An 11,521-nucleotide genomic window follows, 5' to 3' on the forward strand; every position below is an offset into this window, starting at 1 on the left:
TTTACCATAATCACGTAGCGCCCTGACCTCTTTTTAATGCTTTTCAATATACATTGTACGGCTGTACGCAACATCCTCCGGGTTATTTATCGGATAACCTTTAACCCATGGCTTGATGAGACGTCCATTGGTGTACTGATAAATAGGGGCAATCGGTGCTTTCTCGGTGAGGATCTTCTCGGCCATGTTGTAGTCGGCATTACGCGCTTTTTCAGTAGTTTCGAGCGTCGCCTGATGAATAATCTTATCGTAAGCAGGGTCGTTGAATCGTGAGATATTCCCGCTATGGGAAGAGGTCAGCAGCGACAGGAATGTCGACGGCTCGTTGTAGTCCCCTACCCACGATGCACGGATGACGTCAAAATTCCCGGTATTGCGGCTGTCGATGTAGGTTTTCCACTCCTGATTCTGCAACTTAACGTCAACACCCAGATTTTTCTTCCACATGGATGCAACGGCAATCGCGATTTTCTGGTGGTTTTCAGACGTGTTATACAGCAGCGTTAATTTTAGCGGACGCTGGGGGCCATAGCCTGCCGCCTGCAACAACGTTTTCGCTTGCGCATTCAGCTCCTGCTGTGACATCTGCTCAAATGGCGAGGTTTCCGGCGTAAAACCCGCAGTGACATCGGGAGTAAAATGCCAGGCCGGTTTCTCGCCGGTCCCCAGGACTTTTTCCGCCATAATACGTCTGTCGATAGTCATGCTGAGCGCGAGACGTACGCGTGCATCCGCGGTTGGGCCTTTTTGCGTATTAAACGCGTAGTAATAGGTCCCAAGCTGTGGCGGTGTATATACCTGTCCCGGAATATCTTTAAGCAGCTTCTGGTACATGTTTTTCGGAAACGATTCTGTAATATCGATATCGCCCGCCAGATAGCGTTTGGTCGCTGAGGACTCCTGGTTGATTGGCACAAAGGTGACTTTTTTAAGCACCGTCCTGGCGTTATCCCAGTAATGTGAATTCGGCTCAACCACCAGTTTTTCATTCACCACGCGATCTTTCAGCACATAAGCACCGTTGCCAATGAGCGCGCCAGGGCGCGTCCATTCCTTACCGCTCTCCACATTGGCCTTTTGAACAGGATAAAACGCGAAGTTAGCCGTCAGATTACTGAACCAGGGTAGCGGTTTGTCCAGCTGCACGCGCAGCGTTTTAGCATCGACCGCCGTCACGCCGAGCGTATCCGGAGCAGCTTTGCCGTCGATGATGGACTGGGCATTGTTAATGCCCGCCAGCGCCGCAAACCAGGCGAAAGGTGACGTTGTTTTAGGATCAACCAGACGACGCCAGCTATAGACAAAATCTTGTGCCGTCACCGGGGTACCGTCAGACCACTTAGCGTTATCCCGCAGCGTGAACGTCCAGACGCGGTTGTCATTGCTCTGCCAGCGCGTCGCCACGCCGGGAACTAACTCCCCTTTTTCGTTCTGATTCACCAGCCCTTCATAGAGGTCGCGAATCACCTGTATCTCGGGCAATCCCACCGCTTTTGCCGGATCGAGCGAAGCGGGCTCATCTTTGATATGTCGAACCAGCTCCTGCTTTTGCGCCAGAACCGTTCCTTCGGGAACCTCCGCGGCATATGAAAGTGAAGAAAGCCCGCACAGCCACAGCGCAGTACAAAGAAGCGAAACAGGATGCTTCATACGATCCCCTTAATGATGTCAGGTAACAGGCAGATGCGTAATTATTTGTTTCGAAACGGAGAAATGCAAATGCTTCCTCTGGAAAGTTGATGTCAGGCAATTTTCCACACACACGGAAACTATTTGATTAAGCGCGGCTTTTGCACAACACTGCCAGAAGTGACTTTATCATCAGGGTTTACTATGGCAACTACCCGACCAAGAACGGAACGCGGCGCCTTCCCGCCCGGAACTGAACATTATGGACGCTCATTTTTAGGCGCGCCGCTGATCTGGTTTCCGGCCCCCGAGGCCGATCGCAATAGCGGCTTAATCATTGCAGGCACGCATGGCGATGAAAACTCGTCTGTCGTGACACTCTCGTGCGCGCTACGTACGCTGGCCCCCGATTTACGACGTCATCATGTGATTTTGACCGTCAACCCGGACGGTTGTCAGCTTGGATTGAGGGCGAATGCACGCGGCGTTGACCTGAACAGGAACTTCCCGGCGGCAAACTGGCGCGCCGGTGAAACGGTGTATCGCTGGAACAGTTCGGCGCAGGAGCGAGATGTGGTCCTGCTCACAGGAGACAAACCCGGTTCCGAACCGGAGACTCAGGCGCTGTGCCAGCTTATTCATAAGATCCACCCGGCCTGGGTTGTCTCTTTCCACGATCCCCTCGCCTGTATTGAAGATCCTCGTCATACGGCGCTCGGGCAGTGGCTGGCGGATGCGTTTGCTCTACCTCTGGTGAGCAGCGTTGGCTATGAAACACCCGGGTCGTTTGGCAGCTGGTGCGCAGACCTCAGCCTTCACTGTATCACCGCAGAGTTTCCGCCCATCTCCTCGGATGAAGCGAGCGAAAAATACCTGCGGGCGATGACAGATCTCCTGCGCTGGCAGCCTCAAAGATGAAGTACGCCGGAGGTAAAATTCAGCGCGGGTGAGACGTCAACCGCCAGCCAGGTTGGGCCGTCCAGATCGGCAAAGCGCACGCTGTTCACCAGCGGGAGTGCAGCGCCGATCGCTCTGGACGTACACAACATACAGCCCAGCATCAGAGCAAAGCCTTGCGCCTGCGCATCTTGTGCCAGAGCCAGAGCCTCGGTTAATCCACCTGTTTTATCCAGCTTAATGTTCACCATTTCGTAACGTCCCTTGAGGGCTGACAGGCTCTCACGGGTATGACAGCTTTCGTCTGCACAGACGGGAAGCGGATGAATAAAATTCGCCAGCGCGGCATCGTCTTCTGCCGGGAGGGGTTGCTCCAGCATGGCAACGCCCAGATCGGCAAGCAGCTGACAACGGGCTGCCAGCCCTTCGCTGTGCCATGATTCGTTCGCATCGACGATAAGAGTGGCATCAGGTACCGCCGCACGAATGGCGACCATGCGTTCGCTAATCAGACAATCGTCGAGCTTCACCTTTAATAATGTTGCACCGGTGGCATACAACGCCTGAGCGCTGGCGGCCATTTGCTCTGGTTCACCGATGACCACCGTTTGCGCGGTGACGATCGATTGCGGCAGCGCAACGTCCAGCAGCGCAGGCAGCGGCTTTTGTTGTTTCGCCGCTTCCAGACTCCAGAGTGCGCAGTCAATCGCGTTGCGTGCCGCGCCGGCCGGCAACCGAAACTGAAGAGCCTCACGCGTCAGGCCCGCCTGCAACTCGGGCACTACCGTCATAATTTGCGCCATGACTGACGCCAGGCTTTCTCCGTAACGTGGATAAGGGGTGCATTCTCCGACGCCTTTTACGCCGTTCTCTTCACATTCAACCACGACCACGCAGGCCTCATTACGGCTGCCGCGCGAGATCACAAACGGGGTGTGCAATGGCCAGGCTTCTTCATAGACCTTAACGCTTCTCATCACTGACTCCTTGCAGGCCGGAAAGGCAGAAAATTGGTTTGCCGTGCTAACTGCGGATGACATACACTAGCCACGACGTTAACTATTTGTAAACAGGAAGATATCTATGTCACAACTCGTTCATTTCCAGGGCAACCCGGTTGCTGTTGCAGGTTCCATCCCACAGTCTGGCAGCAAAGCGCAGCCTTTTACTCTGGTGGCTAAAGATCTGTCTGACGTCACGCTGAGCCAGTTTGCTGGCAAACGTAAAGTCCTGAACATTTTCCCAAGCATCGATACTGGCGTTTGCGCTGCATCAGTGCGTAAATTCAACCAGCTGGCGACCGAAATGGACAACACCGTAGTGCTGTGCATTTCTGCTGACCTGCCGTTTGCCCAGTCCCGCTTCTGCGGCGCTGAAGGCCTGAGCAACGTCATCACCCTTTCCACTCTGCGCAGCCCGGATTTCCTGGAGAAATACGGTGTTGCCATTTCCGAAGGCGCGCTGAAGGGTCTGGCTGCTCGAGCGGTGCTGGTGATCGACGAAAACGACAACGTTGTTTTCAGTGAGCTGGTTAACGAAATCACTACCGAACCGGATTACACCGCTGCACTTGAGGCGCTTAAAGCCTAAACGTAAAAAAGCCTCTGCAAAGAGGCTTTTTTATTTATTCGTCACCCTTCTTCTGATTTAACCCATACTCGCGCAACTTATTCGCAATCGCGGTATGTGACACCCCAAGACGTTTAGCCAGCTTGCGCGTGCTCGGATAGCTGCGATATAGCTGCGTTAACACCGAACGCTCGAAACGGCTGGTGATGTCATCCAGCGAGCCTTCCATTGCCTCTTCGCCTACCGAGACCGTCCCGGCATCGTAATCCGGCAATAGAATATCCTGAGGGCGCAGTTCATACCCTTCAAGCTGAGTTAATGCGCGATAGACCGCATTTTTAAGCTGACGAATATTGCCCGGCCAGCCGTAACGCGTCAGCACGGTGCCCAGGTCGGCAGAGAGCTTCGGACGCGGCACGCCCTGCTCATCGGCAAAACGGGCCACGAACAGTTCTGTCAACGGCATGATGTCCTGTGGGCAATCGCGCAGCGGCGGAATATTGAGCGTCAGAACGTTGAGACGATAGTAGAGATCTTCGCGGAATACCCCTTTCTGCACCAGCTCCACCAGGTTTTTCTGGGTGGCGCAGATGACGCGCACGTCCACGTGAACTTCATGATCTTCCCCCACGCGGCGGAACGTGCCGTCATTGAGGAAACGCAGCAGTTTCGCCTGCATGCGTGGCGACATTTCGCCAATCTCGTCCAGCAGCACCGAGCCGCCATTCGCCTGTTCAAAGAAGCCTTTTTTACCTTCCGGCGCATGCCCGAACAGCTCACTTTCAACGGCATCTTCAGGAATAGAGGCGCAGTTCAGCGCCAGATACGGTTTTGCCGCACGCGGGCTGGCCATGTGCACAGCATGCGCCAGCAGATCTTTCCCCGTACCGGTATCCCCGGTAATCAGCAGCGGCGCCGTAAGATTTGCCAGCTTGCGCGCCTGGTCGATCACATGACGCATCTTCGGGCTCACCGCAATAATCTGGCTGAATGCGCCGACGTCCTGGCTGGAAAGGTTCTGTAACTGACGCCCCATTCGCACCGTGGAGCGCAGCATGATCACTGCGCCGGTCAGCACCCGCGCGGCATTTTCCCCTTTCAGGTAGACCGGCGTGATCTCCATCAGGAAATTCTGTCCGTTGATGACGACATGCTCGCTATGGGTATTTTGCGGGTTGCTGTCCAGCCAGCGCTGGAAATTAAAACCGGTGATCAGTTGCGTGGCGTGGTGCCCGATAAGTTTTTCCTGAGTCTGCGCAAACAGCTGGCAGCTGGCCTGGTTAACGCGCTCGACTTTATTTTTCAGATCGAGAGAGAGAAACGGCTCCGGCATTGCTTCCAGCAGCGCGCTCAGCGCAAGATGTTCCCGCTCGGACGGCATCCAGGGGATGGTGCGTACATCCGTAACGCCAGCGATACGGCGGATTTCCGCCATCAGGCTACTGAAGGTATTAAATTCAATTTCGGCAAAATTGAGGTAAATTCGCCCGACAGGGTCGATCTCTATGCCACGTAAATCAATGCTACGTAAAACAAGAAGATCGAGTAACTCGCGGGTCAGACCGAGACGGTCCTCACAAAAGACTTCCAGACGCATGGGAAATTCACCGTTTAAGCCAATAACAGTAAAATGATATGTCAGATCACGGTGTTCGGGAAGGTGGCTGTCAACAAATATTGACAGCCCGCACGATTAGTAAACAAAACCTCACTGAGCAGGTTTTTTATTGAGCGTCTCTTTAAGCTGGCCAATCAATTCGCGACGGAAATCCCCCAGCCGCGGCTTATCGCCATCGATCCAGGGGAGTGGACGACAAACCTCCATCGCTTTGATGCCCAGGCGTGCCGTCAGCAGACCGGCACCAATCCCCTGCGCCGCCCGGGCAGAGAGACGCGCCGCAAGATCCTGCGACATCCAGTCCATCCCGACCTCCCGTACCAGTTCGCTTGCCCCGGCGAAGGCGATATTCAGCAACACCAGTTTGAACAGGCGCAGTCGGCTGTAATAGCCAAGCTCAATGCCGTACAGCCTGGCGATGCGGTTGATCAGACGCAGGTTGCGCCAGGCGATAAAGGCCATGTCCACCATTGCCAGCGGACTGACGGCGATCATCAGGGTAGATTCCGCCGCCGAACGGCTGATCTCACGACGAGCCTGCGCATCCAGTACCGGCTGAACAATGTGCGCATAGAGCGTGACCACTTCCTGGTCATTCTGGGTTTCGTGGATCGCCGCATACCAGCGCTGAAGCGCCGGGTGAGAGTGATCTATCCCGGCCTGAGCCGCAAGCTTTTCACAAAAAGCACGCCCTTTTCCTGTGCCGTGACTGTGCAGCAGATCCCGCGCTTCATCGCGTTCGTGGGCACGCTGACGCAAACGCCAGAGGCGACGCCACTCGCTGACGACTGAGCCAACGCCCGCACCAACAATCAACGCCCCGGCGGCGCATCCCCCCAGCGCCACCCAGTCCTGCGTTTGCCAGGCATTGACGCCCCACTGCACGCCCTGGCCGATTACGCTCACACCAAAAAGGGCTAACCCGGCGGTCACCATCTTACGCCACAGGCTGCGTTTCGGGCGCAGTGCCGCATCAACCACCGCTTCCGCCTGCCCCTCTTCAACCATCGGCTCGTCTGCCAGCACGGGAGCAAAGTTGTCAGCCTGCGGGCCGCTGAAGGTTTGCGCCGTTTTAAACGCCTCATGGGGCGTCTGCTCAAGCTGGCCGGTAAAATCAATGCGTGGTTTTAACGGTTCCGTCATCGCAATTTATCTCCAATTAAAAACTCCAGCGCAGCATCCAGACGGATATGCGGCAATGGCTGATCAACGTTCATGCTCTGCGGACGGAAGGCTTCGAACTGAAAACCCTGGCTTTGCCAGAAAGCCTGGCCCGGCAGACGCGCCGGAACTTCTCCCGGATAGACCGTGAGCGGTTCGCCGTCGCTGAGACGGTTGCCCCGCAGGGCCGGAATTTTCTCGCCATTCAGGTCAATCAACCCACTCTGCGTAGCCTGTACGGACGCCAGCCCCAGACAGTCCATGCTGATCCCTTCGAAGGCCGCATTCTGCCAGGCATCCTGCACCAGCTGTTGCAGCAGGGATACCATGTTGGCGTGCTGATCGACCGTCACATGGTCAGCTTTTGTGGCGGCAAACAGCAGCTTGTCGATGACCGGCGAGAACAAACGGCGAAACAGCGTACGCTGGCCATAATGAAAGCTTTGCATCAGCTGCGTCAGCGCCAGCCGCATATCATTGAACGCCTGCGGCCCGCTGTTGAGCGGTTGCAGGCAGTCCACCAGCACGATCTGGCGGTCAAAGCGTAAAAAGTGATTTTTATAAAAGCCCTTAACCACCTTCTCACAGTAATAATTGTATCGCTCGCGGAGCATACCGGCGTTGGTGGTCTTGTCCGCCTGCGCCAGTTTCGATTCGCCGATGCTGTCAACGTCCGGCCACGGGAAAAACTGTAGCGCGGGAGCACCGGCTAAATCACCCGGCAGAACGAAGCGGCCCGGCTGAATAAAATGCAACCCCTCCTGCTTGCACTGATGCAGGTAATCCGTCCAGGCTTCGGCTATGACGGCCAGACGGTTTTCATCCGCCGGCGCCAGCGGGTCCAGCCCTTCGCGAAGCTGGCGCCATTTGGTCGACCAATCTGCCCGCTGCCCCTGCAACAAACCGGTCATCTGTCGGGACCAGTTCAGGTAATCCTGCGCCAGCATCGGTAAATCGAGCAGCCATTCTCCCGGATAATCCACAATTTCGAGATAGAGCGTGGACGTTTCTTTGAAGTGACGCATCAGGGATTCATTCGAGCGGAAACGAAGCGCAAGACGGATTTCGCTCACGCCACGCGTCGGGGTGGGCCAGGCGGGAGGTTCCCCGTATAACTGCGCCAGACCTTCATCATAGGTGAAACGGGGGATGCCAAAATCACGTTGCGGTACGCGTTTCACCCCCAGCAACCGCTCCTCGCGCACTGCGCTAAGCAGTGGCAGGCGCGCCCCTGCATGCAGGTTCAACAGCTGATTGACCATCGCCGTAATGAATGCTGTCTTACCGCTGCGGCTCAGCCCCGTCACGGCAAGACGCAGATGGCGATCAACGCCACGGTTCACCAGAGAATTGAATTCGTTTTTAAGTCGCTTCATCGCCGTCCTTCATTGCCTGGAACCCTGAAAAAAGTCACTTCAGAATACAGTAAATTGGGGCAGATCGTTGATTATCAATTCTTAATTATTGCTATTGCCGTTTTCTCTCCAGTAAGATGGGCGCAATTGCTGTCCGTCTGGAGTGAGTAAGGTGTATGTCACCCACCATCTATGATATTGCCCGCGTTGCTGGCGTTTCGAAATCAACCGTGTCGCGCGTTCTGAATAAACAAACGAATATTTCTCCTGAAGCGCGCGAAAAGGTGTTGAAGGCGATAGAAGAATTAAATTATCAACCGAATAAACTTGCCCGCGCACTTACTTCTTCTGGCTTCGACGCCATTATGGTTATTTCGACCCGTTCAACCAAAACCACCGCAGGGAATCCGTTTTTCTCTGATGTACTGCATGCCATAACGGCAAAAGCAGAAGAAGAAGGTTTTGATGTTATTTTACAAACGTCCAAAAGCAGCGAAGATGATCTGCAAAAATGCGTGGGTAAAATAAAGCAGAAGATGATCAAAGGGATCATCATGCTAAGCTCGCCGGCAAACGAGTCTTTTTTCGCGACGCTGGACGAATACGGTGTGCCCGTGGTCGTTATTGGTAAAGTGGAAGGCAATTACCAGAATATCTATTCTGTCGACACGGATAATTTCCACGACAGCGCCATATTAACCGACTCATTTATCAAACATGGTCGCACTAAAATTGCCTGCCTGCATGCCCCGCTCGATTATCACGTTTCTATCGATCGCCTGGCGGGCTATAAATCGAGCCTTGAGAAGCACGGTATTGCGATTAATCCGGACTGGGTTATTGATGGCGGATATACCCATGAAAGCGCGCTTCAGGCGGCCTGTCAGCTACTCTCATCAGACAACCCGCCTGATGCAGTTTTTGCGACGGACAGCATGAAATTGCTAAGTCTTTATCGTGCCGCGGATGAGCTAAATCTGACGATCCCGGAACAGGTCGCAATGGCAGGATACAGCGACCCGATGCTATCTCTCATTTTAACCCCTGCACCAGGCGGTTTTGATATCCCCACGAGAAAGCTGGGCGAAGAGAGCTGCGATTTGTTGTTCAGGTGCATTGCGGGTAAACCTGCCCCGCATAAGGTATTGGTTGAAACGCATTTTTCAGATGCGGCTTCATTACGCTAAAAACCAGGGGCAAACGCCCCTGGTGAAGTGTTATCAAAACGCGTAATTCACGCCGATACCGGCATAGTGGAAGCGGTCACTTTCCCCTTCGTCATGGTTTTCCCATTCGTAGGCATATTCCAGCGTCATGGATAAACCATTGTTAAAATCATAGGCGTACAGCATACCCAAACGGTTGAAATCATGTCCTTCACGCTCAGGATCGTCTTGCCAGTCCCAGTTTGACCAGCGGTCAAGCCCAAGACGAGTATACGGCGTCAGGGTTGTCTGTCCTAATGAAACAGGCATATACGCACGGATTTCCTGAGTGGAGAATTCACCGTTATTACGTGAACTGTCCATATTGAAACCCCGCTCTAAATAGTAATTAACTTTTGCAGAGACGGTTTCGTTAATTGTCCAGGTAAAACCGGTTTCCGTTTCAACACGGCTGTCAGAATAACCGGTTTTTGCCAGGTCATTCGCAAACTGGTACATGGCAAACCATCCGCCAAAACGCCAGTCATCGGTTAATTTTACATCCCAGTCCGGTTGAATTTTATAGCGCTGCATATTTGCGCTGCCCGCTTTCGCGCCATCCTCATCTTTGAAATGATAGCTGTAATTACGGAAACCACCCGTCAGTCCCAGCGTGAAATCATCGGTACCAATAATACGATAGCGTAATTCTACTTCGGGACGATCGAAATAGGTGCCGCGCGTCATGCTACTGTAATCAACCGGCCCTTCCTGATACATAGCCAGCGAAATGGTCCATGCATCCCAAGTGGCATTAAACCACACGGAGGGTTCATATAATCCATCTTTATCGTCTGCCTGACCTTCGACGTTTTCAATTTCATACATGGCGCCAATATTAAATTCCCACTGTTTGGCTGATTCAGTTGCTTGCGCGCAGCTCACCCCTGCGCACAGGACGAGCGCAGCACTTCTTAGTAGAGTACTCATTAAAATATTCCTTTATAATTAACATACAAAAAACCGGAAACTTTCATTTCCGGCGAACACCTTTCTTATCTAATAGCTGTTTCAGTATCAGCATCGAAGAAATGGCACTTATTCATATCGAACTGGATGCCTATATTATCTCCGGCAACGTAATCATCCGCCGCTCCCGCACGGACAACCAGTTCATGCCCACCCACGGTGGCATAAAGCATAAATTCAGCCCCGGTCAGCTCAGCAACGCTGATCTTCGCCGTGATGTTTTCGCCGCTTCGCTGTACGGTGAGAATATCTTCCGGACGGATCCCAAAGACAACCGCTTTACGCTGGTAACCTTGCGCATTCAGTACGGCCAGCTTGTCCTCCGGGATCTCCAGACGCAGCGTTTCCGTCACAAAATAGCGGTCGTCGATTGCGCCACGAATGAAGTTCATCGCCGGTGAGCCAATAAATCCTGCAACGAACATATTCGCCGGCTCGTTGTAGACCTGCTTCGGCGCGCCCACCTGCTGAATGATGCCGTCCTTTAAAATCACGATGCGGGTCGCCATCGTCATGGCTTCCGTCTGATCGTGCGTCACGTAAATCATGGTGGTATTAAGCTTCTGATGCAGCTTGCTGATTTCAGCGCGCATCTGCACACGAAGTTTGGCATCAAGGTTGGATAAGGGCTCATCCATCAGGAACACCCCCGCTTCGCGCACTATCGCCCTGCCTAACGCCACGCGCTGACGCTGACCGCCGGACAACGCGCCAGGTTTACGCTGGAGGTAATCGCGCAAGCCCAGGATCTGTGCCGCCCAGGTAACGCGTTCTTCAATGACGGAGGGCGCAATTTTTTGCATTTTCAGGCCAAACGCCATGTTGTCGTAGACCGTCATATGCGGATAGAGCGCATAGTTCTGGAAGACCATCGCGATATCACGGGACTTTGCGGGAACATCATTCATGCAAACCCCGTCAATAATCAGTTCACCCGCGCTGATCTCCTCGAGGCCGGCAATCATTCGCAGCGTCGTGGATTTCCCACAACCCGATGGACCGACGAAGACGATAAATTCTTTGTCTTCAATTTCGAGGTTGAAATCCTTCACCACGTGGACCTGGTTATCATAAATTTTCTGAATGTGTTTCAGAGACAGTTGAGCCATTATTAATTC

10 protein-coding genes are annotated in these 11,521 nt (G+C 53.7%); 3 read left to right on the plus strand and 7 right to left on the minus strand.

Translation table 11 applies throughout. The features are described from left to right. Positions 1-33: 33 nt before the first annotated feature. Positions 34-1,650 (minus strand): peptide ABC transporter substrate-binding protein, encoded by a 1,617-nt coding sequence (locus tag ACOTXD_RS16640; RefSeq protein WP_045343273.1) that lies wholly within the window; start codon positions 1,648-1,650, stop codon positions 34-36. A gap of 183 nt (positions 1,651-1,833) precedes the next feature. On the opposite strand from ACOTXD_RS16640, the gene mpaA reads away from it, so the two are divergent. Beyond that, positions 1,834-2,547, plus strand: a complete 714-nt coding sequence (mpaA, locus tag ACOTXD_RS16645; RefSeq protein WP_023314235.1) for a murein tripeptide amidase MpaA — start codon at positions 1,834-1,836, stop codon at positions 2,545-2,547. On the opposite strand, the gene ycjG is transcribed toward mpaA, so the two are convergent. Next, a complete protein-coding gene (gene ycjG / locus ACOTXD_RS16650) occupies positions 2,538-3,503 on the minus strand; it encodes an L-Ala-D/L-Glu epimerase (RefSeq protein WP_061856446.1) in 966 nt (321 codons plus the stop codon). The two genes, mpaA and ycjG, sit on opposite strands and share 10 nt — an antisense overlap. 106 nt (positions 3,504-3,609) lie before the next feature. Here ycjG and tpx point away from each other — a divergent pair, with 106 nt between their 5' ends. Further along, positions 3,610-4,116: a thiol peroxidase gene (gene tpx / locus ACOTXD_RS16655; RefSeq protein ID WP_003856889.1), complete on the plus strand. Its 507-nt coding sequence runs from the start codon at positions 3,610-3,612 to the stop codon at positions 4,114-4,116. 34 nt (positions 4,117-4,150) lie between these two features. Here the strand turns inward: tpx and tyrR are convergent, their stop codons facing one another. The 3 genes from tyrR to ACOTXD_RS16670 all read right to left on the minus strand — a co-directional run bounded on the left by tyrR (position 4,151) and on the right by ACOTXD_RS16670 (position 8,250). Further along, positions 4,151-5,692, minus strand: coding sequence for a transcriptional regulator TyrR (gene tyrR, locus ACOTXD_RS16660; protein ID WP_003856887.1), 1,542 nt, complete (start codon positions 5,690-5,692; stop codon positions 4,151-4,153). 111 nt (positions 5,693-5,803) lie between these two features. Continuing rightward, complete coding sequence (locus tag ACOTXD_RS16665) at positions 5,804-6,856, minus strand: YcjF family protein (RefSeq protein WP_032609317.1); 1,053 nt, start codon at positions 6,854-6,856, stop codon at positions 5,804-5,806. After that, entirely contained in the window at positions 6,853-8,250 is a 1,398-nt protein-coding gene (locus ACOTXD_RS16670; protein ID WP_061856447.1) for a YcjX family protein, read from the minus strand. The genes ACOTXD_RS16665 and ACOTXD_RS16670 overlap by 4 nt, the downstream gene beginning before the upstream one ends. A gap of 155 nt (positions 8,251-8,405) precedes the next feature. Between ACOTXD_RS16670 and ACOTXD_RS16675 the strand changes: the two genes are divergently transcribed. Beyond that, a complete protein-coding gene (locus ACOTXD_RS16675; protein ID WP_003856881.1) occupies positions 8,406-9,416 on the plus strand; it encodes a LacI family DNA-binding transcriptional regulator in 1,011 nt (336 codons plus the stop codon). Positions 9,417-9,449: 33 nt separating this feature from the next. Here the strand turns inward: ACOTXD_RS16675 and ACOTXD_RS16680 are convergent, their stop codons facing one another. Both ACOTXD_RS16680 and ACOTXD_RS16685 read right to left on the minus strand, forming a co-directional pair. Continuing rightward, positions 9,450-10,364: an OmpG family monomeric porin gene (locus tag ACOTXD_RS16680; RefSeq protein WP_058662614.1), complete on the minus strand. Its 915-nt coding sequence runs from the start codon at positions 10,362-10,364 to the stop codon at positions 9,450-9,452. 65 nt (positions 10,365-10,429) lie between these two features. Beyond that, complete coding sequence (locus ACOTXD_RS16685; RefSeq protein ID WP_003856876.1) at positions 10,430-11,512, minus strand: ABC transporter ATP-binding protein; 1,083 nt, start codon at positions 11,510-11,512, stop codon at positions 10,430-10,432. Positions 11,513-11,521 lie beyond the last annotated feature (9 nt).

This window comes from Enterobacter cloacae complex sp. CDL013 (assembly GCF_049238805.1).
Taxonomy (GTDB): domain Bacteria; phylum Pseudomonadota; class Gammaproteobacteria; order Enterobacterales; family Enterobacteriaceae; genus Enterobacter; species Enterobacter hormaechei_C.

Bases quoted from the DNA above. Each gene is read 5' to 3' on its own strand.
- ACOTXD_RS16675 (WP_003856881.1), top strand. From the start codon at position 8,406: ATGTCACCCACCATCTATGATATTGCCCGCGTTGCTGGCGTTTCGAAA.
- ycjG (WP_061856446.1), bottom strand. From the start codon at position 3,503: ATGAGAAGCGTTAAGGTCTATGAAGAAGCCTGGCCATTGCACACCCCG.
- mpaA (WP_023314235.1), top strand. From the start codon at position 1,834: ATGGCAACTACCCGACCAAGAACGGAACGCGGCGCCTTCCCGCCCGGA.
- ACOTXD_RS16670 (WP_061856447.1), bottom strand. From the start codon at position 8,250: ATGAAGCGACTTAAAAACGAATTCAATTCTCTGGTGAACCGTGGCGTT.
- tpx (WP_003856889.1), top strand. From the start codon at position 3,610: ATGTCACAACTCGTTCATTTCCAGGGCAACCCGGTTGCTGTTGCAGGT.
- ACOTXD_RS16665 (WP_032609317.1), bottom strand. From the start codon at position 6,856: ATGACGGAACCGTTAAAACCACGCATTGATTTTACCGGCCAGCTTGAG.
- ACOTXD_RS16680 (WP_058662614.1), bottom strand. From the start codon at position 10,364: ATGAGTACTCTACTAAGAAGTGCTGCGCTCGTCCTGTGCGCAGGGGTG.
- tyrR (WP_003856887.1), bottom strand. From the start codon at position 5,692: ATGCGTCTGGAAGTCTTTTGTGAGGACCGTCTCGGTCTGACCCGCGAG.
- ACOTXD_RS16685 (WP_003856876.1), bottom strand. From the start codon at position 11,512: ATGGCTCAACTGTCTCTGAAACACATTCAGAAAATTTATGATAACCAG.
- ACOTXD_RS16640 (WP_045343273.1), bottom strand. From the start codon at position 1,650: ATGAAGCATCCTGTTTCGCTTCTTTGTACTGCGCTGTGGCTGTGCGGG.